The following is a 26012-nucleotide window of genomic DNA, read 5'->3' as shown; positions in this document are numbered from 1 at the left end:
ACTACCGCCTGCGTCCATCCTGTTCCACCTCACTTATCTTTTGGTTTTGCCTCCTAAGGGGCATTATTTTTCATTATATGTGCCCCAAAAAACTTTGTCAACCGGAAAGCCCACCCTTTCCCGCCCTCTTTTCCCTTTGGCCTTCCATCTTTTCCCTTCCCCGCATGTTTCTTCCATTTTAAAGACAAAAATGACACGGGAACCGCCGCAGAGCTCCTCTGTGGGGTTCCCGTGTCATCAAAAAAGAAGTCGTTCCGCTGATTGGTCAAACGCCCTCAGCCATTGGCCAAAGCCTCGCCCAAAGCCCGGCACTGCTTGAGCCCGCTGGCGTCCGGCGTCAGGTTTACAATGAGAGGCTCCGCGCAAAGAATCGCGCCTGCGTCCTTGGTCCGCTGGGCCCAGTCCCGCATCCACTGTCCGTCGCCCCAGTCATAGGAGCCAAACAGCACAACCTTTTTGCCGCTGAGCTTGCCTTCCAGCGCCGTGAAGAAGGGCTCAAACTCATCCTCTTCCAGCACCTCGTCGCCCATAGAGGGGCAGCCCAGGGCCAGCTTTTCATACTGCGCAGCTTCCTCTGCGTTGGTGTCGGTCACGTTCATCAGCTTGGCCTGTTTGCCGGTGCCTTCTACGACCGCCGCAGCCATTGCGGCTGTGTTGCCAGTACCAGACCAAAAAATAACAGCCATGGTTTCCATTGTTCGGTTCCTCCTTATCGTTCCGATGTACGCATACTCCCTTCAAAGGTTAGCTTTAGCTAACCAGTCGGGAGAAAAGAAGGGGCACACGCCCCGCATCTGTTCATTAGTTAGCTTTAGCTAACCACAGGGAGGAGTATACCAGACCTTTCCCGCCTTGTCAAGTCCCCGCAGCAAAAAGAATCGCCGGGGGCAAATGCCCCCGGCGATGGGTCCGGTTAGAGATATGTGTTATGCCATGAGGCTGCACACCAGCTCTGCGTACCGGGCAGGGTCCGGCAGAGGCAGGTCCGCAATGATAAGGGCCTGGTTGTACAGGACCTCCACGTAGGTGGCGGCCTTCTCCTTGTCGGTCTCGTAGACCCGGCACAGAGCCTGGAAGGCATCGGAAGCGGGGTTCAGCTCCAAGACCCGCTGGGCCTGCATGGGGAAGTCAGTGCGCATCTTGCGGAAGTACTTCTCCATCTCCAGGGTCACGGGGCCCTCTGCGGTGAGGCACACGGAACCGCTCTGGAGGATCTTGGACAGACGCACCTTGGACACCTGATCCTTCAGGGTCTCCTGGGCAAACTCCAGCACCTCTTTGTGGTCCTTCTCTGCCTGCTCCACGCTGGCCTTCTCTGCGTCGGTGACCGGCAGGGCGTTCTCGTCAGACACGGAGACGAAGGGCTTGTCCTTCACGTTCTCCAGCATCTGCAGGACGATCTCGTCCTCGTCCACGGTGAGGTAGAGCACCTCGTAGCCTGCCTTCAGCACCCGCTCGGCCTGGGGCATCTTGGCGGCGTGCTCCACGCTGTCGGCGCACACATAGTAGATCTTATCCTGGGACTCGGGCATCCGGTCCACATACTCCTGGAGGGAGGTGAGCTTGTTCTCCTTGGAGGACCAGAACAGCAGCAGGTCCCGGATGGTATCCCGGTTCTGACCATAAGCATTCATGAGGGAATACTTAAACTGCATCCCAAAGGAGGACCAGAACTTCTCATACTTCTCCCGGTCATCCTTCATGAGCTTCACCAGCTCGTTCTTGATCTTCTTCTCGATGTTGCTGCCGATCACCTTCAGCTGGCGGTCGTGCTGGAGCATCTCACGGGAGATGTTCAGGGAGACGTCGGGGGTATCCACGATACCCTGGATGAAGCTGAAATGGTCAGGCAGCAGATCGGGGCACTTCTCCATGATCATGACCCCGGAGGAATACAGCTGCAGGCCCTTCTTATACTCGGTGGAGTAGTAATGCATGGGCACCTGGCTGGGCACATACAGCAGGGCCTTGTACTCAAAGTTACCCTCTGCGGCCACGTGGATGGTGAGCACCGGGTCCTGCCAGTCACCGAACTTGCCCTTGTAGAACTCATTGTACTCTTCCTGGGTGACCTTGCTCTTGGGACGCTGCCAGATGGGCACCATGGAGTTGATGGTCTCCCATTCCTTCACCTGCTCGTACTCGGGCTTGTAGTCCTCGCCGGCATCCTCGGGCTTGGGCTTCTGGCGGCTGTGCTCCATCTCCATGCGGATAGGATAACGGATGTAGTCAGAATACTTCTTGATAAGGTTGGACAGGTGATAGGGGTCCAGATACTCCTTGTAGGACTCCTCTTCCCCATCCTCCTTGATGGTCATGATGACGTCGGTACCCACGGTCTCCTTCTCACAGGGCTCAATGGTGTAGCCGTCCACGCCCTCGGACTCCCAGCGGAAAGCGGTGTCAGACTCGTAGGTCTTGGAGATCACCGTCACCTTGCTGGCTACCATAAAGGCAGAGTAGAAGCCCACGCCAAACTGGCCGATGATGTCCAGTTCTGCGTCGTCTGCGTCCTCGGTCTCCTTCTTAAACTGCAGGGAGCCGCTCTTGGCGATGGTACCCAGGTTGTTCTCCATCTCCTCCTGGGTCATGCCGATGCCGTTGTCGGACACGGTGAGGGTGCGGGCCTCTTTGTCGGGCACCACCACGATCTGAAAGTCTTCCCGGTTCAGACCCACCTTGTCGTCGGTGAGGGAACGGTAGGCCAGCTTGTCCACAGCGTCGCTGGCGTTGGAAATGATTTCACGGAGAAAGATCTCCTTATGGGTATAAATGGAATTGATCATGAGATCCATCAGCCGCTGAGACTCGGCTTTAAATTGTTTCTTTTCCATTTGTAATTGCCTCCAAACATAGGGTTAGCACTCAGAACCCCTGAGTGCTAACCCTATTATGCATCCCCTTGCCCAAAAAAGCAAGTCCTTTTTTCAATTTTTTCACTTTACCGTTCCCGGTGCTAATTCCTCCGGGGTTTTTGTCACTTACGCCCCCTGGCAGGAGGCTCTTACAGAAAGTCCGCCGGGAGGCCAAGGGCCTGGATCGCCTCAACGCTCCCAGCAGCCCGCCCCCACTGTTGTCCCTCTTTACCGGTCAAAGGTCACGGTATGCCCGTCAATGGACAGGCTCTTCACCTGGGACAGGTCCATCACTTCCGGGAACAGATAGTCCCCCCTGACGCTCAGCAGGACCGCTTCTCCTCCTCGCGTTCCCTTGCTGTGGCTTCCGCCAAAGGAATAGATAGGAATATCTTCCCCCTCCTGGTTGGTCAGTTTCACCGTGGCTTCCAGGGCGTCATAGCTGGGCTGTCGGGAGGAGGAGAGAAGATAATACATGCCGAAGGGCGAGAGGGTGACCAGACCCAAGTCCTCTCCTTCCTGGGAGAGGATGGTCCCTTTCCAGACCTCCCCGGTGTTCTTAGGCGTCCAGGAGACCTGCACCGCCTCTGCCAGCACCGCCCAGGAGGCCGGGTCGGTACCGCTGCTGCTCTGCCGCAGGGGGCCTACCTCAAAGGTGTAGGGCCTGTCTTCCCAGGCGCCGTAGGTCCGGGCGAGATAGGTCAGATAGGTGACCGTCTGACCCTCCCGCTTGATCGACTGGTGGCTCTCCGCACGAATCCATTTCTCGTCGGTGAATCGTGCGCCTTCCATATAAACGTTCTCCCCCTCGGGATCGATCCCCTCTGCAAAGGTGACGTCATAGAGCACATACAGTTCCTGGCAGTTGCCAAAGGTCTGGCGCACGTGGAGCTTGGCCTGCTCCCCCTCCGCCCATTGGTCCACCGTCTGGATGCCGGAGGCCAGTTTCTCCGCCATCTCCGAGGATACGTTCAGTTCCTGGGCCAGCAGAGGGTCTAGGGTCTCCTTGGGTTCCTCCGGATGGACGGAGCACCCCGCCAGGAGAAGAAAGGCCGCCAAAAGGGTCCAACATACCATTCGCTTTTTCATAAAACATCCCTCCTGTCGATTCTAACACGATACGGGGGTGGGTTTTCTATGCAGGGGATGGCCTCCCCTTTCTACTGTCACCATACCATGGAGCAACTTTTTTGTCAATAAAAAAATTTGTCTTTGAAAAAGATTCACAAGACCCCTTCCCTGTGCTATAGTGAGGGTACCAAACCAGAGGAAGGAGGAGAGGGGCCATGGGCAAGAAACCCCAGGAGCAGGAGATGCCCGCCCAGCCGGTCACCAGCTTTGAAGAAAACCTGAAAAAAGCCCTGACCGAGCTGCTCATCCTCTTTCTCTTCAGCGAGAAAGAACACTACATTGGGGAGCTGTCCCCCCTGCTGGAGGCACGCAGCCACGGCGCCCTGTCCGTGGTCTTTCCCTACGCCGCCATCTACCGCATCACCCGAGCAGGCTATCTGAAAGAGTCCGAAAAAAAGACCGCCCCCGACGGGCGGCTGCGCCAGTACTATACCATCACCCCGGAAGGACGCGCCCATCTGTCCGCCCTGCTGGAAACCTACGAGTGCTTCTTCCTGGGCATCAACCACATTCTCTCCGGAAAGGAGGAAGCCTGATGTCCCCCCTCTCCCGCTATGAAAAGGAGCTGCTCCACGCCCTGCCCCGGGGGCGCAAGCTGCGCAAATTGGTGTTGGAGGAGTTCCGCCAGTCCCTCTTTCCCCTGACAGAGGAGATTCCCCAGCCCACGTATGATGACCTGGTGGGCGCCTTCGGTTCCCCGGATGAGATGGCGCAAACCCTGACCCAGTCCCTGCCCGATCTGCCCAAACCACTCTCCCGGAAAAGGGTCCTTCTCTGGGGGTTGGCGGGATGCGCCGCTCTGCTGCTGGCGGTGGGACTGTTCCTTCTCCAGGGCAGCCAGCCAGAGAAAACCTTTTCTCTCACCGCCGGAGAACTCCCCCAGGACCTGCCTTCCGCCCAGCAGTACAACTGCTATCAGTCCCCCTTCGTGTCCAGCTCCCTGCGCTGGGAACAGGCCAAAGAGGACAAAGCCTACCAAATTGAGATCCGCAACCCCAACCCGGTGGAGCTGCGGTTGATCATTGCCTACCAGGACCGGAAGCAGGAACACAACGCGGTGATCCCCCCGGAAGCCACCCACGTCCTTACTGTGAACGACGCCAAACCAGGGGAACATGTGATCTTCTTCCAGCTCTCCCCTGTGGCTCTCTCCTTAGAATTGCGGCTCCTGGTCTCCCAGGACCCCCTCTCCCCTCCGTAACCAAAACCGCCGTCCCAACCCGAAACGTTGGAACGGCGGTTTTTTCGTCCGTTGGTCCTGTTTAGTTCATGGTGTCGCCGCTGACCTGGAACAATTTCTCCACCCGGCTGCGCAGGGCCTGGTGGTCCGGACGCACCAGCCCCGGGTCCTCCTCCAGCAGGGTCTTGGCCTGGTCCTGGGCCTGGTGAAGCAGCCGCAAGTCCCCTTCCAGGCTGGCCAGTTTCAGCTGGGGCAAACCGTGCTGCCGGGCCCCGAAGAAGTCCCCCGGGCCCCGGAGCTTTAAGTCCTCCTCGGCGATCACAAAACCGTCGTTGGTGGCGGTCATGGTTTTCAGCCGTTTCCGGGTGGTTTCGCTGTGGTTATCGGAAATTAAAATACAATAGGAGTGATGCTGTCCCCGGCCTACCCGGCCCCGCAGCTGGTGAAGCTGGCTGAGGCCAAACCGGTCGGCGTTCTCCACGATCATTAAAGTGGCGTTGGGAACGTCCACCCCCACCTCGATGACCGTGGTGGAGACCAGCACATCCACCTGCCCGGCTGCAAAGGCCTCCATAACGCTCTGCTTTTCCCGGGCCTTCTGCTGTCCGTGGACGATGGCCACGGAGAGGTCGGGAAAGACCTCTTCCCGCAGCTGCCTGCCGTACTGCTCCACTGCCTTCCTGCCCTTGGTGTCCTCCTCGGACACCGCAGGGCAGACAATGTACACCTGTCGTCCCTGGGCCACCTGCTTACGTACAAAACCATAGAGCCGCTGCCGCTTGTCCTCCCCAATGAGGAAGGTCTCCACCGGGGTGCGGCCGGGGGGAAGCTGGTCGATCACCGACAGGTCCAGATCCCCATAGATCATGAGCGCCAGGGTCCGAGGGATGGGCGTGGCCGACATGACCAGCACATGGGGCACCAGGTCTCCCACTCCCTTTCCAGAGAGGGCCGCCCGCTGACCCACCCCAAACCGGTGCTGCTCGTCGGTGATGACCAGGCCCAGGTTGGAAAAGGACACTGGCTCGCTGAGCAGGGCATGGGTACCGATCAGCAGGTCCACCTCCCCGGAAGCCGCAGCTTCCCAGGTCCGCCGCTTCTGGGCCGGGGTCATGGACCCGGTGAGCAGCCCCAACCGGATGTTTGTCCCTTCCAGAAGCGTCTCCATGGTGCGAAGGTGCTGCCGGGCCAACAGTTCCGTAGGGGCCATGAGGGCGGTCTGGCAGCCGTTCTCCCAGGCCAAAAAAGCGCAGGCGGCAGCCACCACCGTTTTTCCCGATCCCACGTCCCCTTGCAAAAGACGGTTCATAGGGGTAGGCCGCTGCAAATCCCCCGCCGCCTCCTCCACCGACCGGCGCTGGGCGCCGGTGAGGGGAAAGGGGAGCTTTTCCAAAAAGGCGGCAAGATTCTGCCGCACAAAGGGGACTGCCTTCTGCCGGCTCCGGTGTCCCCGAATGAGCCGCAAGCCCAGATTCAGGCAGAAGAGTTCCTCAAACATCAGACGCCGCTGGGCCTTGGACAGTTCTTCCCAGGAGGAGGGGAAGTGGATGGCTTCGTAGGCTTTGGGCCCGGGGATCAATCCGCAGGCCCGCCGCACCTTCTCCGGCAGGGTCTCCTGGATCTGGGGCAGACAAGTGGCCGCCTCCCGCTGCCAGCCAATCATCAGCCGATTGGTCACACCGGCGGTGAGAGGATAGACCGGGGCAATACCACCTGTATGCACCTGATGCCCCTCCCGCTCGAACACCGGGTTGGTCATCTGCCGGTGCAGCCCCGCTCCGGACAGCTTTCCATAGAAATAGTAGGTCTCTCCGGGGTGCAGGGCCTTGGCCACATAACTCTGATTAAAAAAAGTCACGGCCACCTGGCCGGTTCCGTCCACCAGGCGGCCCTTGGTAAGCTCCATCCCCTTGCGGATGTAACTGGTGCGGAAGGGCTCTGCCACCAGGGCAGGAAAGCACACCGGTTCCTCCAGCGGGAGCAAGGCGATGCCTTCCCGTACCGTCCGGTCCTCATACTCCCGGGGGAAGTAGGACAAAAGATCGCCCACTGTGCGCAGCCCCAGCTTGTCCAGGGCCTTCTCCCTGGCGGGGCCCACCCCGGTGAGGGCAGACAGGGGGGTATGCAGCGTCAGACCTTCCATAGACACCGTCCTTTCCTCCGTGATAGAATGGCAGCGACCACTTACCGTGAAAAATCAACCACTTAGGGCCTTGCCCGTGACAACGCGGCCCTTTTCCTGTACCATGAGAACACCAAAAGGAGGGGATCCCATGCAGATCGAAGTAAAAATCGACCCGTCCTGTACCGAACCCAAACTCATCCTCTGCACCAACCAGATGACCGACGAATGCAGCGCCATCCTGCAAACCCTCTCCGCACCCGTCCTGGACGCCCTGCCGGGCTTCCAGGGAGACACCATGACCCTGCTTCGGCCAGAGGAGATCATAAGGGTCTACACCGCCGCTGGAAAACTCTTCGCGGTGACCGCCGAGGGAGAGTTCCAGCTCCGGCTCCGCCTCTACGAGGCAGAACAGCGGCTGCAAGCCCCCCGCTTTGCCCGCATCTCCCAGTCGGAACTCATCAACCTGCACCAGGTCAAGGGCTTTGACCTGAGCCTTGCCGGGACCATCTGCGTCCGGTTTCTCAACGGGACCACCACGTACGTCTCCCGGCGGTACGTCTCCAAACTCAAACAGCGCTTTGGACTATGAGGTGACACACCATGAAAAAGACCTTACTTTCTCGTATTCTGCTGGGTATCCCCCTGGGCATCGCCCTGGGGACCCTGATCTCCATTCTTTCCTCCTGGGTGTTCTCCGGAGAATACTACGCCGCCTGCGTTCCCGCCATGGTCCAGGCCGTGGGAAGCGAACTCAAAGCAGTGACCCTGCAAACCGCCTTGTGCGGCCTGCTGGGCGCCGTCTTCGCCGGGGCCTCGGTCATCTGGGACATGGAAACCTGGAGCATCCTGAAGCAGACCGGCCTGTACTTTCTGCTGACCAGCCTGGCCATGCTCCCGGTGGCCTACCTGACCCACTGGATGGCGCACTCTGTGATCGGTGTACTCTCTTACGCCGGCCTCTTTACCGCCATCTTTCTGGTGGTCTGGCTGGCCCAGTACTTTGCCTGGCGCCGTCGAATCCATCGGCTGAACCAGACTCTCCCATAAGCACCTCGCTTACAGCGGACACGAATCCCGTGTCCGCCTTTTCTTTGCCCTCCATTCTACCACACCCCGCCGCCAGACTCAACTTATCCCATAAACAGCCGGACGGTGAGGGAGGCAAAAAAGAATCCCGCCAGGTCCGCGCACAGAGCGGCCGGCACCGCATACCGGGTCTTTTTGATCCCCGTAGCGCCAAAATACACGGCAATGGTATAAAAGGTGGTTTCGGTGGACCCCAGCATCACCGCTGCCGTCCGCCCCACCAGGGAGTCCGGGCCATAGGTGGTGATGAGCTCCGAGCCCACCCCCAGGGCCGCGCTGCCGCTGATGGGCCGCACCATCATCAGTCCCACCGTCTCCGGAGGGATGCCCACCCACCGGAGCACCGGCTCCATCCACTGGGCTGCCAGCTCCAGCGCACCCGACGCCCGCAGCATGGCCACCACCGTGAGCAGCGTCACCAGCGCCGGCAGGATGCGCAGTAAGATCTCCAAGCCCCGGGCCGCCCCCTCCAACAGGGCCTCGTATACGTCCACTCCTTTCGCCATGCCATAGCAGGAGACCCCTGCAATGATCCCGGGCACCAAAAGGTCCAGCAACGGCTTCATGCTCTCTCCCTCTCCTTCGTCAGTCCCGCCAAACCCGGGAAAACCCTTTCGCCGCTAAAATCCCCGTCACCACAGACAGGGCCGAGGTCACCCAGACCGCTGGCAATAGATCAAAGGGGGTCGCACACCCCGCCCCCATCCGAACCGCCGCCACGGTGGTGGGAATGAGCTGGATGGAAGCTGTGTTGCACACCATACACAAACTGTCACCTGCTACCCCCGGCGTCCGCCGGCCCATCCGCCGGGCCGCCTCGATTCCCAGGGGCGTGGCTGTGTTGCCCAATCCCAGCAGATTAGCCGATACGTTGGCCGCCAGGGTGTCCATCACCCCGCGGTCTCTGGCAAAGTCCGGAAACAACCGGCCCAGCACCGGGCGCAGCAGCCTGGCCAGCTTTTCCGCCAGCCCCGCTCGCTGCATCACCTCCATCACCCCCATCCACAGGCAGAGCACCCCCGCCATGGAGATGGCCAGTTCCACCCCTGACGCCGCCCCCTCCAGGGCGGCGGGCGCCAGGGCATCCGCCTTCCCCAAGGCCAGGCCGCATACCAGGGACAGGGCGGTCATCCCGGTCCAGATCACTGTCATTGCCATCCTCGTCTCCTCCTTCCGGACTTCCCTTCCTGTTTTCCAAGATTATGCAGCAGAACTGGAAATCATGTTCTTCCTTCTTTTTCCTGTTTTCCGAATAAGCGACATTTTTCGATTGACTTCTAAATACGTTTTGTTATAATCAAATTGTTTCCATGAGTTTTTTGTAGTTTTTGGCTGTTTTTGTCGTGGCCGCCCCCTTTGGGCCCCCACGGCAAAAAGAGAGAGACAAAACAGCTGACACGAAAGGATGTGCTTCTCTATGAAATCCACAGGTATTGTCCGCAGAGTCGATGAACTGGGCCGTATCGTCCTGCCCATCGAGCTGCGCCGCACCTTAAACATCGCTGAAAAAGATTCCTTGGAGATCTATGTGGATGGCTCCTCCATTATGCTGAAAAAATATCAACCTGCCTGTATCTTCTGCGACAGCGCCAAAGATATCACCGTCTTCAAAGGCAAAAACATCTGCGTCCATTGCCTGAAAGAACTCCAGCATAATAAGTAAGCTGTCTTCCCATCTCCCCATACAGGAAGGGCACATTCCCCACCGGGAATGTGCCCTTCCTGTTCTTTCCTCCGGGAATCTCCAGAGGGTTATTGAATTATACGCTCTGTATTTGTCATTTTTTATCAGAAAAGGGAGCGGACCACTCAGTCCTTTCGAGACACTGCCAGATCATACAGGGCCTTCCGGGACAGTCCCATGGCCGCCGCAGTCTGCTTCACCGCGTCCCGCAGAGAGGTCCCTTCCTCCAGCCGCTTCTCCACCTGTTCCAGTCCCTCTTCCAGGGTGTAGCTTTCCTTCTCCTGCTGGGGCGCCCCTTCCACTACCAGCACGAATTCCCCCTTGGGCGGGGTCTGGGCGTAGTGGTCCGCCGCCTCTCCCAGGGTGGTCCGCCACACCTGCTCATGGAGCTTGGTGAGCTCCCGGCAGAGGCTGATCCGCCGGTCTGCCCCAAAGGCCTCCCGCAAGTCTTTTAAGGTAGCAGGCAGTTTATGGGGTGCCTCGTGGAAAATCATGGTCCGGGTCTCCCCCACCAGACTCTCCAGGTGGCTCCGGCGGTTTTTCTTGTTCATGGCCAGAAAGCCCTCAAAGGTAAACCGGCCGGTGGGCAGCCCCGACACTGCCAGGGCGTTGACAAAAGCGCAAGCTCCGGGAATCGGAACCACGGGGATCTCGTGCTGGGCGCACTGGGCCACCAGCTCTTCCCCCGGGTCGCTGATGGCCGGGGTTCCGGCGTCGGTGACCAGTGCGCAGCTCTCCCCCGCCAGCAGGCGGGCGATCAGTTCTTCCCCCCGGGTCCCGGTGTTGTGCCGGTAATAACTGACCATTGGTTTCTTGATCTCCAGGTGGTTCAGCAGCTTCACGGTGACGCGGGTGTCCTCCGCTGCGATGAAATCCACCTGCTTTAAGGTCTCTACCCCCCGGAAGGTCAGATCTCCCAGGTTTCCAATGGGAGTGGCGACCAAATACAATGTTCCTGCCATGGTGTTCCTCCTATTTCCCTGTCTGCTCCTGATAGTGGGTGGGAAGGATCTCCAACCCCGGTCCCCCATCCTTGACCCCTTCCACCAGCACCGCATAGGGGCTGTGGTCGATCCGGTAGGACAGCAGCTGCATCCGCTTGGGCTGGATGCGTGCTTCCAACAGCGCAGCAAAGAGCTCCGCCAACCGCTCCGGCCGGTACACCAGGGCAAACCGTCCGCCGGTGCGCACCAGCCGTCCCGCGCTGCGGCACAGCTCGGTCACCGAGCAGGTGTCGTCCATCCGGGCCATTCCTCCGGATTTTCCCGATCCCGCCCGGAAATAGGGCGGGTTGGACACCACCAGGTGAAACCGATCCCCCGGCAGCAAAGAGCTGTCTCGCAGGTCTCCGGTGAGGACCTCCCCCTCCAGACCATTTTCCGTCAGGTTCCGCCGGGCCAGGTCCGCTGCCCCCGGGTTCTGCTCAATCCCGACCCGGTGCAGCCGTTCCTCCCGCTGGGACAGCAGCAGGAGCAGGGACCCTACGCCGCATCCCAGGTCACATACCATCCAGTTGGGCCGAAGGGTGCAGAACCGGGAGAGAAGGACGCTGTCCCGGCCCAGCTTGAAATATTCATCTGACTGGGTCAGGGTGTACTGTCCCAGATATTCCCTGCTCTCCACAGCTCATCCCTCCTCGTTTCCTTCCTGCATGGTCCGCAGCTCTTTCACCAGCCACCGGACCATACGCCCGGTCATGCCCCAGATGGTATGTCCCTCGTACTGGTAAATGGGCACATCCATCCATCCGGTGCGCCAGGGATAGGTGCGGGGAAACCCGATCCGCTCGTAAGGGAACCCATCGTCTACCTGGGCGGAGACCCGGTAGCGGTAGACCTCCTCCTCATAGTCCATGAGCACCTCCAGGGGGACAAAAAACACATCCGCCACCTCGGCCCGGCTCACCGCCATCTCCGCCACCCCTTTGGGGGAGATCTTGCCCAGGAAGGGATAGACCACCCGGTCGCTGATGTCCTGCATCACGTCCAGAGGCGCCAGGATCTCGATCTCTTCCGCAGGAATGCCGATCTCCTCCCAGGTCTCCCGCAAGGCCGTCTCCACAGGCTTCTCTCCCGGCTCCCGCCGGCCCCCGGGGAAACAGACTTCGCTGGGCTGGTGGCCCACCAGGGTAGAGGCCCGGGTCTCAAAGAGCAGACAGAGGGTCCCCTCCCGCTCCACCAGGGGGACCAGGATGGCGTACTCTCCTGCCGCCCCCTGCACCCCCAGCTCCCGGTGCTGAAAATAGGTTTTCATCTCCTCCGGTGTCATGTCGTCTCCTCCCTTTTGATGCTCAGGACTCCGGCACCGTAAACTGGGCCAGAACATCCTGTTCCTCCCAGAGGATCACCTTCCCCTGGGCCAGACTGGCCGGCACGTCAATGAGCCGCTGATTCCGGCTGCCCCGGAAGTGCAGCTCATAGGATTTCTCCTCCTGGAGAAAGGGCCCGTCCACCAGCACATCGGTCTGCCGCAGCAGGGCATCCCAATGGGGGTCCCCTGCGGCCAGCAGGGTCTCGTATCGGTACCCGGTGTAGGTCCAGACGTTCCAGCCCTTTTGGCGGACCGCCGCAGCCAGCGCCGCACAGGCCTCTGCCTGCTGGAAGGGCTCTCCCCCTGACAGGGTCAACCCCTCGATGAGAGGATTCTTCTCCATGGCTGCCAGCAGCTCTTCCTGAGAGGCTTCCCGCCCTCCGGCGGGATCATGGGTGTCGGGATTGTGGCATCCCGGGCAATGGTGGGGACAGCCCTGGGTGAACACGGTAAAACGAAGTCCATGGCCATCCACGATGGAATCATTCACTACGTTGGCAATGCGCATCGCTGCAAGTCCCTCCTTCCTTTCTGTTTGCCCCGGCAAGTCTCTTGCGCCGGGCAATCGTATTTTTTATCCTACCATACTTCCTTGCAAGAGACAACAAAAACACGGCGCCGCCTCGGTTTGAGGCGGCGCCGCTGGTTCTCCGGTCTGCGCCGGTTTCTTACTTGGTGTAGTCGTAGAAGCCCTTGCCGGTCTTGCGGCCCAGACGGCCGGCGCGGTAGAGCACCTTGTACATATGAGCGGGGCGATACTTGGAGTCGGCGGTCTCCTGATAGAGGGACTCCATGACCATCATCATCACGTCGATGCCGATGGCGTCAGCCAGCTTCAGGGGACCCATGGGCAGGTTGTAGCCCAGCTCGCAGGCCTTGTCGATGTCCTCGTAGGAGCACACGTTCTCGCCGGCCAGGATGGCAGCCTCGTTCATCATGGGGCACATGACGCGGTTGGCAATGAACATGGGCACGTCGGAGACGGTAACGAACTCCTTGCCGAAACGAACAGCAACTTCCTTGCCGGTCTCGATGGTATCCTTGGAAGTGTCGTAAGCGTTGATGATCTCCACCAGCTTCATGGCGGGCACAGGGCTGAAGAAATGCATGCCCAGGAACTTTTCGGGACGCTGGGAAGCGGCGGCCAGCTCCGTGATGCTCAGAGAAGAGGTGTTGGAAACAAAAATCGCCTCGGGCTTGATGACAGGTGCCATCTTGGCGAAGGCGTCCTTCTTCAGCTCCATGTCTTCCACCATAGCCTCAAAGACGATGTCCACGTCCTTCAGGTCGTTCAGGTCGGTGGTCGCCTTCAGGTGGCCCATCCATGCGTCGGCCTGCTCCTGGGTGAGCTTACCCTTGGAGATCTTCTTCTCAAAGTTGTGCTTGATGCCTGCCACGCCCTTTTCCAGGGTGGGGGTTCTGTGGTTGTACAGCACGACGTCGTAGCCGCCCTGCAGGGCAACCTGTGCGATGCCTCGTCCCATTGTACCAGCGCCGTATACGCCAACAACTTTCACTTCCATGTTTCAGCAACTCCTTATACACATTGAAAATATATCGTCTCCTTGCAGGAAACGTATCATAATCAGCTTCACCGGATCCCCTGGGCATGCCGGTTTCCTCCCGGAAAAAAAGGGAACGACTCCTCCTTCGGATAAAGCCGCACCACCAGGATCTCCTTTTTGGTTTGTCTTATCTTACAGGAAGAACCGTGTTTCGTCAAGAGGCTTTTTTACATTTTCACAGTTTCTTCCCTGGTTATGGCCTTATGCGCTCTCCCCGGATGCTTCTCCTTTTTTTTTAGTAATTTTCGTGCAATGGTTCCTGCATTTTTTATCAATTTTGATTATTTTCCCCGGGAAGCCCCCTCCGCAGATAGTACCTATTAAGTACGGTTTATGAGAAAAATAATCAATATGTGGCATGTGCCCTTTGGTTTCTTATGATATAATAACGGCGTAGAAGTTGCCCGTTCTAAGATATTGCTGTGGGCATTCTTCTCGTGCCCAGGCAATATTGACGAATGCCTGTTTACGTAAGAATTATTTTTACAGGAGGAATTTTACATGGAATTCAAACTGAACGAAGACCAGCAGATGATTCATGACCTTGCCAAGGACTTTGCTGAATCCGTCCTGCTGCCCCGCATCGAGGAGATCGAAAAAGGCGAAATGGTTCAGGTCAGCAATGGCCAGTCCCATCCCCAGCTGCCCCACGACATCCATCAGCAGCTGGCAGAGTGCGGCTTCATCGGCATCAGCTTCCCCGAGGAATACGGCGGACTGGGCATGGGCCACGTGGAGCAGGCTATCGTCATCAAGGAACTGAGCCGCGTTTCTCCCTCCGTCGGTAAGTGCCTGGACGTGTACATCCTGGGCCTGGAAGCTCTGGACCTGTATGCTAACCCCGAGCAGAAGGAAAAGTATCTGGCTCCCTGCTGCACCGGCGAGCAGACCGTCTCCTTCGCTTTCACTGAGCCCGAGACCGGCTCCGACCCCAAGATGCTGAAGACCCGCCTGGAGAAGCAGGCTGACGGCACCTATAAGCTGAACGGCGTGAAGCGCTTCATCTCCAACGCTGGTTATGACGGCCCCTGCGTGCTGTTCGCTCTGCTGAAGGACGAGGAGTCCGGCAAGGACCTGGTCACCGGTCTGGTGATCGACAAGTTCTGCGAAGGCTACTCCATCTCCTCCCCCTGGGAGAAGATCGGCTATCGCGGCTCCGAGGTCTATGACATCTTCCTGGACGACGTGAAGGTCACCGAGGACCAGATCCTGGGCAAGCCCGGCGACGGCTTCACTCAGCTGCTGGGCACCACCGCTTATGGTAAGCTGGGCTTCACCGCCGTGTTCGTTGGTACCGCTCTGGGTGCTGCTGACATCGCTCTGAAGTACTGCCAGGAAAAGCTGCACCGCGGCAAGTCCATCACCAAGTTCCCCACCACTCAGCTGCGTCTGTCCACCATGCTGACCTATGCTCACACTGCTGAGCTGCTGCTGCTGGAAGCTGCTGACTACTGCGACCACAACCACTTCGAGCCCGACGACATCGATGTGATGCGCGCTGTTCAGGCTCGTACCGCTCAGGCTAAGGGTTATGCCGCTGAGACCGCTACCAAGGTCGCTACCATGGCTGTCAACGCTATGGGCGCTTACGGTGTCTGCGACGAGTACCAGGCAGAGCGCTTCCTGAGAGACGCTGCTGTTGCTCCCAACATCGAGGGCTCCGGCGACATCCAGTACCTCATCCACGGTATGTACGTCGCTCAGAACGGCAACACCAACTAATCTCTCTCAGCACTTACTTTGTATTTCTTTCGCCAGTCGGCCCGCAAGGGCCGGCTGACGTAAGCAAATAAGGATTATGGCCTCTGGCCAAAAATTTATATGGAGGATTGATTATCATGAAGATCGAATATCCGCAGGTCGTTACTTATCCTACCTATGAGACTCTGCTGACCGAGATGGTCGAGCCCAACATCATGAAGGTCACCCTGAACAGACCTAAGGCTTACAACGCTCTGTCCCACACTCTGGTCGCTGAGCTGACCGACCTGTGCGAAAGACTGAAGGAAGACTTCTACAACGTCCGTGTTGTCCTCCTGTACGGCGGCGACGAGTCCAAGGGCTTCTGCGCTGGCCTGGACGTTAAGCAGGGCCTGGACGAGTATGAGAAGACCGTCCCCGGCTTCTATGCTTATCAGATCAAGCTCGGCGAGCTGGAGCTGAAGATGACCCAGACTCCTCAGGCTTGGATCGCTCTGGTTGATAACGTCTCCGCTGGCGGCGGCTTCTCCCTGGCTATGGCTTCCGACATCCGTATCTGCACCAAGACCGCTCGTTTCTCCTGCTTCTATGCTAACGTGGGTATCGGCGGCTGCGATATGTGCTCCTCCTATCAGCTGCCTCGTCTGATCGGCACCGGCCGTGCATACGAGATGATGCTGACCGGCAACTTCATCAACGCTGACGAAGCTTGGAACCTGGGCCTGGTGACCAAGGTTGTCGAGGATCGTCCTTCCCTGATGCCCGCTGGCCTGGAACTGGCTCGCGTCATCGCTGCTAAGGACCCCATGGCTGTCCGCCTGACCAAGGAAGCTATGCGCTGCAACGTCGACGCTTCCGGCTTCGAGAATGCCCTGCATGTTGAGAACCGCAACCAGACTCTGATGATTGCTCACAACATGAACAAGGATCCCAACCTGGATCCCATCGGCAAGCACTGGATCGAAGAGAGATAATTTTATCGTTATCTTCTCTTGCGGCTTATCCGCTTTTTCAACCGCCTCCGACTCCGTCGGAGGCGGTTTTCCCTTTTCCGCTCCTTTCTCCAACAAATCCAAGGAATGATGTTGACTTTTCAACATGCGTGAATTATAGTACATATAAGCCGTAGGCTATTCTTTTTCCCGTTGGATACGCGCCAAAGAAAGGACCTGGAACTATGCAACAAAAACACGAGAAAAAACTGGATCGCCGCCAAATCCGTACCAAAGGGCGCATTCGAGACGCGTTCACCGCTCTGATCATGGAAAAAAACATCGAGAAAATCACCATCAAGGAGCTGGCACAGCGGGCTGACATTGACCGCAAAACCTTTTACCTGCACTATAAGTCTATTTTCGACGTGCTCACCGAAATCCAGGATGAGTTTTTGGGCTGCGTAGGACAGATGGTAGAGGAGTGCGAACTGCTGACCTCCTCCTTTGACGCCCTTCCCCTCTTCCGGAAAATCAACGACCTCCTCAACCAAAACCCCGCCTTCTACCACCGGCTGGCCGTCTCTGACCAGTACGGCTTCTTTCATGACAAGCTGAAGGCCTGCATGAAAGCCTTCTTTAACGAAAAATACAGCGAGCATCTGGCTGTCTCTTCCGTCTCCCCCGTCAAGCTCAACCTCTACTCCGAGTACGTGGCCTCCGGGATCACCGCCCTCTACGTAGAGTGGCTGAAGCACCCCGAGTTTGACCTGGAGGAAGTCGCAGAAGCAGCCTCCGAAATCTCTTACGGCGGCGGACGCGCTGTCATCGATTCCATTCTGAATCCCACCAACCGCTGACCCACCTTCCTCCGCCGCGCCACACGAAACGAGGATTGATCGCCCTATGAAACGCTCCCTCTGTCTCCTTCTTGCCTTGGTGACGGTTCTCTTCCTGCCCGCCTGCTCCGGCAGGCAGGCCAAATCTCCCCCTCCCCAGGCGGTCTTGGGGACCTATCTCTGCACCGCCATGCAGATGGACCAGGTGCCCATGACCCCAGGAAAGAAATGGCTCAAACTCAGCGACCAGTGGAAAATGTCCCTTTTCCTCTCCGAAGAGCCGGACGAAGGGACCTGGCGCCTGGACGGGACCGCCATCACCCTCACCATGGGGGGAGAAACCGTGGGCACCGGTACCCTGAAAGACGACACCATCACCCTTGACATGATGGGCATGACCTACACCTTTATGAAAGACGGCTCTGAGGCCCTGGCCAGACAGCAGGTGACCCAGCAGGAAAAGGCCGGCACCTCGGTCTTCTCCTGCTACGGCGACCTCTATACCGTCCGTTACCCTTCTGACCGTTTCCATCAGGACCCGGCCGGTCTCTCTGATCTCTACTCCGACGACGGAGTAAAGGGCTGGGTGACCAAGCTGGATTCCCAGGAACGGGTGGACAAATGGCTCGCAGGGTTCGACGAAAAAGCCTCCCATCCCGACTACCAAAACTATGAGACCGGTGACCTTACCGTCGCCGGATACCCCGCCTGCTCCATCGTCTATCAGGACGACGACGGCTGGCACAGTGAAGTGCTGGTCCAGTTCGGCTCCGACCTGGGAACCGAGACCTATCCTATGTTCGCCGCCTACCTCTACTTCACCGGCGGCAGCCAGGAGGCGGTCTGGAACCCCACCATCCAGGGGATCGTCACCAGCTTGCAGCTGACATCCCCGGAACCTTGACAAAAAGGAGATCCTGCTATGAAAATCCGCCCCTGGCTCATGGGTTGTCTGGCGCTGCTGCTGGCCTTGTCGCTGGCGGCCTGCGGCGCCCCCTCCACCCCGGAGGAGACCCCCACTCCCCCTTCTGATCCCCCAGGCACTTCCCAGCCCGACCCCGCCCCGGAAGATGCCTCCCTGACCAAGCTGCGGCAGGAAATGAAGGAGAATGGAAACATCGGTGCCATCGCCTTCCTGGGTACCCTTCCCCAGGGGGATCGCAGCGGTCTGAATTCCCTGCTGCAGCACGAATCCCTGGAGGCCTATCCTTTCCTGCGGAACATCCCGGAGGATCGGATCACCCAGCAAACCGGCGATGAGGTCTACTGCCTGGTCCCCCTGGACGAGACTGTCTCCCTCACCGTCCAGGAACTCATCTGCAACGAGAGCAACCACTATCAGCAGGAACCGGGGAAGGTCCTCTTCTCCAGCCAGGACGGACAGCCCGTCCTGCTCATTGGGAACCAGAGCGACATCATCCCCAACCTCTTCATCACCCTGAAAGACAGCAGTGGGCAGACCCTCACCTATGCCCCCAGCCTGAGCTTGTGCGACGGGTCTGTCGCCCTGCCGGTAGGGGGGATACGCTGCGGGACTTCAGCCCCTCTTACCGCCCGGATACCGGCCCCCTGCCCACCGACTTTCTGGGGGACTGGGTGGCTTCGGACGGCTCCTGCGGCCTGTCCTTTGCCGCTGACACCAAGATGACCTTCTGGTACGGTCCCCCAAAAGACCAGCCACAGGGAAAATACAGCGGCACATTTTATGTCATTTCGGAAAGCGCCCAGGGACAGTATTCCCCCGGGTCGGTGATGTTTGAGATGAACCCTGCGGGGAACCCGGAACTGGGTCCCTTCTGGGGGATCTTCACCATCACCAGGCAGGGCTCCACCCTCACGGTGACCCACGTGACCGGCGACCTTCTGCTGGAATCCCATGACGGGAAGCCCCTGACCTTTTCCCCTGCGTGACCAGGACCCCGACCGGAGAAAACCGGCCGGGGTCTCTTTTTGAAAAACTAGTGCGTCGGCAAGGAATTTGTAGTATACTGGACTCAAGAAACCCTTTTATAAAATAGAAACGAGGGCACCGTATGAAAGACCGACGCAACCACAAGCTCATCAACGCTATGATGACCGCCCTGCGGGCGGTCCACTCCGCAGCGACCCCGGAATCCATGACCCCGGAAGAACTGGAGCGCCAGCGGAAGGGGCAGGATATTCTGGGCCGTCTCATTACGCCCCCCATTGGCTTCCACTGGGAGCCCTTTTCTCTCCATCACCTCCCCATGGCATGGGTGCGCCCGGAACGGGGACACGACCCCAAAAAAGTCATTCTCTACTGCCACGGGGGAGGGTATATCAGCGGCAACCTGGGCTACGCCCGGGTGCTGTCCTCCAAGATGTCCAGCGTCACCGGGCGGGATGTTCTCTCCTTTGAGTATCGTCTGGCCCCGGAGCACCCCTACCCCGCCGCCCTGGACGATGCCTTGGCCGCCTGGGATTACCTGATGTATCTGGGCTACGGCGCCCAGGATGTCGCTCTGGTGGGAGACTCCGCAGGCGGAAACCTGGCCCTCTGCCTGGCCCTCCACCTGAAGGAGACCAAACGGATGCTCCCCGGCCGGCTGGTCCTCTTCTCCCCCTGGACCGATATGACCGCCAGCGGCCACTCCTACCAGACTCAGCAGGAAGCCGACCCCATGCTCACCATCCACTATATCCACGCCGCCCGGGCTGCCTACGCCCCCAACCAGGACTGGAGCCTCCCCAAGTTCTCCCCTCTCTTCGCCCCCCTTCAGGGGCTTCCGCCCACCCTCATCCAAGTGGGCGGAAAGGAACTGCTCTACTCCGACTCCCTGCGGCTCTACCAGAAACTGCTGGACCACGGGGTCCCCTGCGTGATGGAATGCTGGCCGGAACTCTGGCATGTTTTTCAAATGTTCCCCCTTAAACAGTCCTCAGACGCCATGGAGAAACTGGCCCAGTTCCTGCTCTTTTGAACCCTGCTGAAACGATGGATTTTGTTTTTACAGAATCCATCGTTTTCTTTCCATTTGTTGTCGAATGATGTTGAATCCTGTCGAAAGCTATAGTGCAACGAAAGGTACTATGAGGAAAATAATTTCCTCTCTTCCCTGCGCCCATCTCAACTGCCAGGAGTGATCTCATGGTTTTCGCCAGTATGCTCTTCGTCTTTCTCTTTCTCACTGCGAATCTTGTCTCTCAAATCGCCCTGAAATCAACCAGGGCGAAAAATATTGCCACGCTGGCCTTTTCTCTGGTGTTTTACAGCTGGTCCGGGCCCCGTTACCTCTTCCTTCTGCTTGGCATGGTCTTTATCTGCTGGATAGGCGGTCTGCTCATCCAGTCCGCCCGGGAGAAGAGCCCCCGGCGGCGGGCCCTCATCCTCACCGTCACCCTCTACCTGCTCATCCTGGGCATCTTCAAGTACACCGGCTTCTTCCTGAGCAACGTCCAAGCGATCTTCGGTGTGCCCCAGGTCATCCCTTCCAAGGTCAATAACGACACCGCTATGTATCCCCTGAACGGCAAGCAGGTGACCAGCATCACCCAGGGCGATATGGTTCTGGTTCCCGATGTCGCTCCCGATTCTGACGGCATTGTTGTCCTGACCCACCTGGTTTACGGCAAGTAATCCAATAGATTGGGCCGACCCAGCAACCCAGCAATACGCTGACGCAACCCCCCCGGGCTACGGCCCGGGGGGGCTTTTTATTTCGCAATTTACTTTTTAATGGCGTAGCCGTCGCAGGTGGTCTCGGTCTGGTAGGTAGCGGAGTCTCCGCAGCGGAACTCCAGACTGCTGAGGTCATAGGGGTTCAGCCCCGGGAACGAGAAGCTCCCGCTGGCAGTTCCAGATGCCCCGGGGGCAAACCAGAAGCCCCCCACGCCGCCGGAGGCGCTGGTGGAGGAGGTCACAGGATAGAAGAAGACATAGGTCTGCACCTAATCGGTCAGGTTGATGGGAAAGGCTGAGATGCACCTACTGATGGTGTAGGATTACAACCGGACTATCGCCCGGGCGCTGACCTCTGAGTCGATCTTACTGTTGTCTGCGTTGAAGTCCACCCAGAGCACCGGGTCCGAGGTGATCTACCGGTTCTCTGAAGCTGGGTGGTTTTGTTGGTGCTTGCCATAGTAACGTCTCCTTTCTGGATAGATTCTATGATATGTGTGACCGCCCTGTTTCGGGAACGTTTGCGTACACCTTTCTGCCCCTTGTTTTCTGTTTCGGTTCTCTCTTTGTCGCCCGACGGAACCCCCCTGTTCTGCCCGATGAGCAGGGGGGTATGGGGTCAAACTGCCTGACTTTGTCCCCAGAGGGGGCCGTCACTGCGGCCCCGCAGGCTCCCCGGGGACACACGAGGGCGGCAGCGTTCCGACCAGAGTTTTGCGGCCCAGGGGGGCGCGACGACGGTGGCCTCTTCGCTATGCTGGGTGAGCCAGCCCCAGAAGGCGCCGCCCACCCCAACCTCTACAGTGACGGTGAATCCGTTGGGTTCGGACTCCAGCTTGGTGTCCGAGCCGAACCGGTCAAGGATCTCCCCGGCGAACTCCGACCGGCAGCGCAGGCGGACCCGCTCTCTGCGCTGGGGGTTCAGGCTGAAGGGGACCTTGGTCCAGATCTCCGGCTGGAGCTCGTCGCCCTGGGCGGGCATCCCTGTGACCAGGACCTCGCTCATGCGGTCCACCCGAAAGACCTCGGCGGCTTTCCCCCGATGGTCCCAGCAGAGAAGGTGGTAGCCTTCTTCCTCCCAGATGACGGCCTTGGGGCTGACCATCCGGCGGGGGCCGTCGGGCTCTTTGCGGCCCAGGGGGGTGTAGAGAAAGGGCTGGAAGCTCAGGGCCCGCTGGGTCTGGCAGGCGGTGTGGATGCGGTCCAGGGCTTTTTGCAATTCCTCCTCTTCCCGGCCGGGCCGGAGCGTCACCGGGCGGTGGAGCGTCTTTCTCTGATAGGCCGGGGCGAGGCTGGCGAGTTTTTCCAGCAGGCCGGCGCGCACGTCGGGGTTCAGGCAGCGGTAGACGGCCACGGCGTCCATGACCATCCGCAGTTCTTCCGGGGTAAAGGTCCGGCTGGCCAGATACCAGCCCCCTTCCAGCCCGGCGCGGTACTCTGTGTGGACGCCGTGCTTGCGCAGGGCGGCCATGTCGCGATAGATGCTTTTCCGCTCTGCGGCGATGCCCTGTCGGGCCAGACGGGCCAGCAGAGCGCTCAGCGGAAGGGGGTGCTTTTCGTCGGTCTCTTCATACAGGATGCGCATGAGGCACAAGGTGCGGTCTCGCTGGTCGGCATGCTTTCCCATGGTGGTCCCTCCTCTTTAAACGATGTTGTGAAATTATTATAGAACATATGTTCTAATCATGCAAGAGGCAGTTTTCCGACCTGTCCCGAAATGGGTCCCTCATTCCCAGGTCTTCCAGACCTCGGGCTGGTAGCCTGCGGTGGCCTGCTTGCCATTGCGGACGATGGGGGTACGCAGGAAGGTGGGGTCGTCCAGGATCTTCTGGATCTTGTCCTGGTCGTAGGCCAGGTATTGCAGCAGGGGGGCGTCCGGGTGCTTGGGGTCTACAATGTCCGGGAACTTCTCCGACCGGAGAACGCTGGTGAGCTCCCCCTTGCTGATCCCGTATCTGGCCAGGTCGATGGCCTGGAACTTGATGCGGCGCTCTTTAAAGTAGCGCTCTGCCTTTTTTGTGTCGAAGCATTTGGGTTTTCCGAAAATCTGAATATTCATGGCGATCCTCCCTGCTCCCGGGGGAGCTTGTTTTTGGTTCTATTCTACCATAGATTCCGCCCTGTGCCCAGGAAAAGAAAAAGATGTATACTTTTCCATGGAGTTGTGATATACTATAAGCGATGATTTTTCGGCTGTGTCTGCGGCCGTCCTTGTGAAGCAAAGGGGGGAGATCTCTCCCTTCGGGGCGGAGCGGACATCATTTTTACCGTGAATTTTCCGCCAATGCGGAATCCATAGATAACCCACAGAAGCCATGGCGAAACCATGGGGCATATGGGGAAGAGCCGGGCAAACCCTCCGCGGGACAGGGCGAGAGGGTGCGCCGGGCATTTCCTCTGTGTCACTGCACCAAATTTTGCCCGGGTCTTCTGGCGGGGAATTTGAAGAAAAGGAGTTACTATGGCAGAAAAACTGAAAATTATCGCCCTGGGCGGATTGAATGAGATCGGCAAAAACCTCACGGTCTACGAGTATGGCAACGACATCATCGTGGTGGACGTGGGTATGGGCTTCCCCGACGATGATATGTACGGCATCGACGTGGTGATCCCGGACGTGAGCTATCTCATCAAGAACCAGGATAAGATCCGCGGCATCTTCCTGACCCACGGCCATGAAGACCACATCGGCGCCCTGCCCTACGTTTTGCGGTCCTTCAACGCACCCATCTACGCCACCCGTATGACCCTCGGCCTGGTGCACCTGAAACTGGAGGAGCATAAACTGCTGGACACCACCAAGCTGGTGACCTGCGAGGCAGGGGATGTGATCCGCGCAGGAAAGTTCTCGGTGGAGTTCATCCACGCCAACCATTCCATTGCGGACGCAGTGAGTTTCGCCATCAAGAGCCCTGTGGGCACGGTGATCCACACCGGGGACTTTAAGATCGACCCCACCCCCATCAAGGGCAAGATCATGGACCTGACCCGCCTGGGCCAGCTGGGCAAGGAAGGGGTCCTGGCCATGCTGGCCGACTCCACCAACGTGGAGCGCCCCGGCTACACCCGCTCCGAACGGGCGGTAGGGGCCAGCTTCGACGAGCTCTTCAAGAGCTGTAAGGAGCGGATCATCGTGACCACCTTCGCCTCCAACGTGGACCGGATCCAGCAGATCATCAACGTGGCGGCCCGATACGGACGCAAGGTGGCCATCACCGGCCGGAGCATGGAGAACTCCATGCGGGTGGCAACAGAGCTGGGCTACACCGAGATCCCCCAGGGGGTACTGGTGGATATCAACCACATCAAATCCCTCCCCCGGGATAAGATCTGCATCATCACCACCGGCAGCCAGGGCGAGGCCATGTCCGCCCTCTTCCGCATCGCCTTCTCCACCCACAAGCAGGTGGAGATCCAGGCGGGGGACCGGGTCATCATCTCCGCCTCGGCCATCCCCGGCAACGAGAACGCCGTGAACAACATCATCAACGAGCTCTATCGGAAGAGAGCCGAGGTGGTCAGCGAGAACGCCGGCGCCCTCCACGTCTCCGGCCACGCCTGCCAGGATGAGCTGAAGATCATCCATGCGCTGGTTCGGCCCAAGTTCTTCATCCCTGTCCACGGGGAGCAGCGCCACCTGCAGACCCACGCCCGGGTGGCCCAGGAGATGGGCACTCCCCCGGAAAACATCATCATCAGCGACGTGGGCCGGGTCATCGAGCTCACCGCCAACTCCGCCCAGCTGGGCGGCACCGTGCCCTCCGGCCGGGTCTTCGTAGACGGCTACGGCGTGGGCGACGTGGGCAGCGTGGTCCTGCGGGACCGCCGCCACCTGGCCCAGGACGGCATGATCGTGGTGGTGGTCTCCCTGTCCGGCGAGACCGGCGAACTGGTCTCCGGCCCGGATATCATCACCCGGGGCTTTGTCTACGTGAAGGAGTCCGAGAGCCTCATGGAAGAGCTCCGCGAGGTGGCCCTGGAGGCCCTGGAGGCCTGCCAGGTGCGCAACATCAGCGACTGGGCCACCATCAAGTCCGCCATGAAGGGGGAACTCTCCCGGTACCTGTACCGGAAGACCAAGCGCAACCCCATGATCCTGCCTGTGGTCATGGAAGTGTAACGAAAGCAAAAGGCTGGGAGACCATGGCCTCCCAGCCTTTTCTGCTGCGTCCCGGTACCGGCGCAGGATCACTCCTCGGTTCATAAGACTGGATCATCTTCTTGACCATCTGGCCGCCCACGGAACCAGCCTCACGGGAGGTCAGGGAGCCGTTGTAGCCCTTCTTCAGGTTAATGGCCGCCTCCATCTTGAACTGCTCCATTGCGGCGCGGGCGCCGGGGACCATGATCTTCTTGCTGCCGGAAGACTTGTTGCTTGCCATAACAATATTTCTCCTTTGATTGGTCGTTGTAACGTTCAGAAAGAACGATGAGGAATCGTTCCGGGACTTATGATGGCCCAAAGAGAAAAAGTTATGTGCTGCGTCTGGCTGTAAATTCCGGTAAAATCGCCAATTCGTCCGTACAGGATAAAGAACACCCCCGGGCCGTAGCCCGGGGGTGGATGTGATTCATGAGAGTGACCTCAGAACCAAATTATTTGACTGTACTGGGGATTAGTAGATCACCAGCAGGTCGAGGATCTCACCTGCAGAACCGAAGCAGTCAACATAAACCTTTTCCTGGAGCTTGTTGCCGTTCACGTTGATGATATCGGTCTTGGTGGTATCAACATAGTAGTTGACGCCGTCAATCGTGATGAGACCGGTGTCCTCATTATATGCAGTTACCTGCTTATTGTCCTTGGTCAGTTCCTTTTCACCATCAGCGGTCTTGACAGTAACAGCAGTGTAGTGGCCTTCGTAACGGGCAGAACCGCCAACGACATAAGCGTACTGGGTGGTGTCGAACATATCGCCGCCGATGTAGAGGTATGCCATGTCAACCACGGAAACGCCCTGGCT

The 26012-nt window shown here is 58.8% G+C and carries 29 protein-coding genes and 1 pseudogene; 14 read left to right on the top strand and 16 right to left on the bottom strand.

Annotated elements, in window-relative coordinates; all coding sequences use genetic code 11:
• Nucleotides 1-275 precede the first annotated feature (275 nt).
• The 3 genes from SOR61_RS04630 to SOR61_RS04620 form a co-directional block, all read right to left on the bottom strand.
• On the bottom strand, nucleotides 276-695 hold the full coding sequence (locus tag SOR61_RS04630) for a flavodoxin (protein ID WP_320611508.1): 420 nt from the start codon (nucleotides 693-695) through the stop codon (nucleotides 276-278).
• A 231-nt stretch (nucleotides 696-926) separates the two neighbouring features.
• Complete coding sequence (htpG, locus tag SOR61_RS04625) at nucleotides 927-2834, bottom strand: molecular chaperone HtpG (protein WP_320611507.1); 1908 nt, start codon at nucleotides 2832-2834, stop codon at nucleotides 927-929.
• Nucleotides 2835-3083: 249 nt separating this feature from the next.
• Nucleotides 3084-3944 (bottom strand): hypothetical protein, encoded by an 861-nt coding sequence (locus tag SOR61_RS04620; protein WP_320611506.1) that lies wholly within the window; start codon nucleotides 3942-3944, stop codon nucleotides 3084-3086.
• A 197-nt stretch (nucleotides 3945-4141) separates the two neighbouring features.
• Between SOR61_RS04620 and SOR61_RS04615 the strand changes: the two genes are divergently transcribed.
• Nucleotides 4142-4522 carry a PadR family transcriptional regulator gene (locus SOR61_RS04615; protein WP_320611505.1) on the top strand — a complete coding sequence of 127 codons (381 nt, stop codon included), beginning with the start codon at nucleotides 4142-4144 and terminating at the stop codon, nucleotides 4520-4522.
• Entirely contained in the window at nucleotides 4522-5187 is a 666-nt protein-coding gene (locus tag SOR61_RS04610) for a hypothetical protein (protein WP_320611504.1), read from the top strand. The genes SOR61_RS04615 and SOR61_RS04610 overlap by 1 nt, the downstream gene beginning before the upstream one ends.
• A gap of 61 nt (nucleotides 5188-5248) precedes the next feature.
• On the opposite strand, the gene recG is transcribed toward SOR61_RS04610, so the two are convergent.
• Nucleotides 5249-7315, bottom strand: coding sequence for an ATP-dependent DNA helicase RecG (recG, locus tag SOR61_RS04605; RefSeq protein WP_320611503.1), 2067 nt, complete (start codon nucleotides 7313-7315; stop codon nucleotides 5249-5251).
• 124 nt (nucleotides 7316-7439) lie between these two features.
• Here recG and SOR61_RS04600 point away from each other — a divergent pair, with 124 nt between their 5' ends.
• A complete protein-coding gene (locus tag SOR61_RS04600) occupies nucleotides 7440-7880 on the top strand; it encodes a LytTR family DNA-binding domain-containing protein (protein WP_320611502.1) in 441 nt (146 codons plus the stop codon).
• Nucleotides 7881-7891: 11 nt separating this feature from the next.
• A complete protein-coding gene (locus tag SOR61_RS04595; RefSeq protein WP_320611501.1) occupies nucleotides 7892-8338 on the top strand; it encodes a DUF3021 domain-containing protein in 447 nt (148 codons plus the stop codon).
• Nucleotides 8339-8421: 83 nt separating this feature from the next.
• Here the strand turns inward: SOR61_RS04595 and SOR61_RS04590 are convergent, their stop codons facing one another.
• Nucleotides 8422-8943, bottom strand: coding sequence for a nucleoside recognition domain-containing protein (locus tag SOR61_RS04590; RefSeq protein WP_320611500.1), 522 nt, complete (start codon nucleotides 8941-8943; stop codon nucleotides 8422-8424).
• Between the two features lie 19 nt (nucleotides 8944-8962).
• On the bottom strand, nucleotides 8963-9535 hold the full coding sequence (locus SOR61_RS04585) for a spore maturation protein A (RefSeq protein WP_320611499.1): 573 nt from the start codon (nucleotides 9533-9535) through the stop codon (nucleotides 8963-8965).
• Nucleotides 9536-9794: 259 nt separating this feature from the next.
• On the opposite strand from SOR61_RS04585, the gene SOR61_RS04580 reads away from it, so the two are divergent.
• Nucleotides 9795-10040 (top strand): AbrB/MazE/SpoVT family DNA-binding domain-containing protein, encoded by a 246-nt coding sequence (locus SOR61_RS04580; protein ID WP_320611498.1) that lies wholly within the window; start codon nucleotides 9795-9797, stop codon nucleotides 10038-10040.
• A gap of 146 nt (nucleotides 10041-10186) precedes the next feature.
• Here SOR61_RS04580 and rsmI read toward each other — a convergent pair whose 3' ends face one another.
• The 5 genes from rsmI to SOR61_RS04555 form a co-directional block, all read right to left on the bottom strand.
• Nucleotides 10187-11023 carry a 16S rRNA (cytidine(1402)-2'-O)-methyltransferase gene (gene rsmI, locus SOR61_RS04575; protein ID WP_320611497.1) on the bottom strand — a complete coding sequence of 279 codons (837 nt, stop codon included), beginning with the start codon at nucleotides 11021-11023 and terminating at the stop codon, nucleotides 10187-10189.
• Nucleotides 11024-11033: 10 nt separating this feature from the next.
• Nucleotides 11034-11684, bottom strand: coding sequence for a methyltransferase (locus SOR61_RS04570; RefSeq protein WP_320611496.1), 651 nt, complete (start codon nucleotides 11682-11684; stop codon nucleotides 11034-11036).
• 3 nt (nucleotides 11685-11687) lie between these two features.
• Nucleotides 11688-12329, bottom strand: coding sequence for a CoA pyrophosphatase (locus tag SOR61_RS04565; protein ID WP_320611495.1), 642 nt, complete (start codon nucleotides 12327-12329; stop codon nucleotides 11688-11690).
• A gap of 22 nt (nucleotides 12330-12351) precedes the next feature.
• Nucleotides 12352-12879, bottom strand: coding sequence for an anaerobic ribonucleoside-triphosphate reductase activating protein (gene nrdG, locus SOR61_RS04560; protein WP_320611494.1), 528 nt, complete (start codon nucleotides 12877-12879; stop codon nucleotides 12352-12354).
• A 160-nt stretch (nucleotides 12880-13039) separates the two neighbouring features.
• On the bottom strand, nucleotides 13040-13894 hold the full coding sequence (locus SOR61_RS04555; RefSeq protein WP_320611493.1) for a 3-hydroxyacyl-CoA dehydrogenase NAD-binding domain-containing protein: 855 nt from the start codon (nucleotides 13892-13894) through the stop codon (nucleotides 13040-13042).
• 543 nt (nucleotides 13895-14437) lie between these two features.
• Here SOR61_RS04555 and SOR61_RS04550 point away from each other — a divergent pair.
• From SOR61_RS04550 to SOR61_RS04515, 8 genes are all read left to right on the top strand, one after another.
• Nucleotides 14438-15658, top strand: a complete 1221-nt coding sequence (locus tag SOR61_RS04550; protein WP_320611492.1) for an acyl-CoA dehydrogenase family protein — start codon at nucleotides 14438-14440, stop codon at nucleotides 15656-15658.
• 116 nt (nucleotides 15659-15774) lie between these two features.
• A complete protein-coding gene (locus SOR61_RS04545; RefSeq protein ID WP_320611491.1) occupies nucleotides 15775-16611 on the top strand; it encodes an enoyl-CoA hydratase/isomerase family protein in 837 nt (278 codons plus the stop codon).
• A 203-nt stretch (nucleotides 16612-16814) separates the two neighbouring features.
• Nucleotides 16815-17429, top strand: a complete 615-nt coding sequence (locus SOR61_RS04540; RefSeq protein ID WP_320611490.1) for a TetR/AcrR family transcriptional regulator — start codon at nucleotides 16815-16817, stop codon at nucleotides 17427-17429.
• A 46-nt stretch (nucleotides 17430-17475) separates the two neighbouring features.
• The gene (locus SOR61_RS04535; protein WP_320611489.1) at nucleotides 17476-18312 is read left to right on the top strand and encodes a hypothetical protein; all 837 of its coding nucleotides are present in this window, start codon (nucleotides 17476-17478) and stop codon (nucleotides 18310-18312) included.
• 18 nt (nucleotides 18313-18330) lie between these two features.
• The gene (locus SOR61_RS04530; RefSeq protein WP_320611488.1) at nucleotides 18331-19056 is read left to right on the top strand and encodes a hypothetical protein; all 726 of its coding nucleotides are present in this window, start codon (nucleotides 18331-18333) and stop codon (nucleotides 19054-19056) included.
• Complete coding sequence (locus tag SOR61_RS04525) at nucleotides 19005-19319, top strand: hypothetical protein (protein ID WP_320611487.1); 315 nt, start codon at nucleotides 19005-19007, stop codon at nucleotides 19317-19319. Before SOR61_RS04530 ends, SOR61_RS04525 begins: the two co-directional genes overlap by 52 nt.
• A 122-nt stretch (nucleotides 19320-19441) precedes the next feature.
• On the top strand, nucleotides 19442-20350 hold the full coding sequence (locus SOR61_RS04520) for an alpha/beta hydrolase (RefSeq protein WP_320611486.1): 909 nt from the start codon (nucleotides 19442-19444) through the stop codon (nucleotides 20348-20350).
• A 167-nt stretch (nucleotides 20351-20517) separates the two neighbouring features.
• Complete coding sequence (locus SOR61_RS04515) at nucleotides 20518-21006, top strand: hypothetical protein (protein ID WP_320611485.1); 489 nt, start codon at nucleotides 20518-20520, stop codon at nucleotides 21004-21006.
• An 89-nt stretch (nucleotides 21007-21095) separates the two neighbouring features.
• Here the strand turns inward: SOR61_RS04515 and SOR61_RS04510 are convergent, their stop codons facing one another.
• From SOR61_RS04510 to SOR61_RS04500, 3 genes are all read right to left on the bottom strand, one after another.
• Nucleotides 21096-21317 (bottom strand): hypothetical protein, encoded by a 222-nt coding sequence (locus SOR61_RS04510; RefSeq protein WP_320611484.1) that lies wholly within the window; start codon nucleotides 21315-21317, stop codon nucleotides 21096-21098.
• 350 nt (nucleotides 21318-21667) lie between these two features.
• The gene (locus SOR61_RS04505; RefSeq protein ID WP_320611483.1) at nucleotides 21668-22675 is read right to left on the bottom strand and encodes a WYL domain-containing protein; all 1008 of its coding nucleotides are present in this window, start codon (nucleotides 22673-22675) and stop codon (nucleotides 21668-21670) included.
• A 99-nt stretch (nucleotides 22676-22774) separates the two neighbouring features.
• Nucleotides 22775-23107, bottom strand: a complete 333-nt coding sequence (locus tag SOR61_RS04500) for an ArsC/Spx/MgsR family protein (RefSeq protein ID WP_320611482.1) — start codon at nucleotides 23105-23107, stop codon at nucleotides 22775-22777.
• Nucleotides 23108-23509: 402 nt separating this feature from the next.
• On the opposite strand from SOR61_RS04500, the gene SOR61_RS04495 reads away from it, so the two are divergent.
• On the top strand, nucleotides 23510-25168 hold the full coding sequence (locus tag SOR61_RS04495; protein ID WP_320611481.1) for a ribonuclease J: 1659 nt from the start codon (nucleotides 23510-23512) through the stop codon (nucleotides 25166-25168).
• A 79-nt stretch (nucleotides 25169-25247) separates the two neighbouring features.
• Here SOR61_RS04495 and SOR61_RS04490 read toward each other — a convergent pair.
• Both SOR61_RS04490 and SOR61_RS04485 read right to left on the bottom strand, forming a co-directional pair.
• Nucleotides 25248-25430: pseudogene (locus SOR61_RS04490) on the bottom strand (alpha/beta-type small acid-soluble spore protein); the annotation flags it as partial.
• 234 nt (nucleotides 25431-25664) lie between these two features.
• A partial coding sequence (locus SOR61_RS04485) for a hypothetical protein (RefSeq protein ID WP_320611480.1) occupies nucleotides 25665-26012 on the bottom strand: 348 nt, incomplete at its 5' end.

Source organism: Evtepia sp. (assembly GCF_034090835.1).
Taxonomy (GTDB): domain Bacteria; phylum Bacillota; class Clostridia; order Oscillospirales; family Oscillospiraceae; genus Evtepia.
This window is presented reverse-complemented; position numbering and strand designations above follow the sequence as displayed.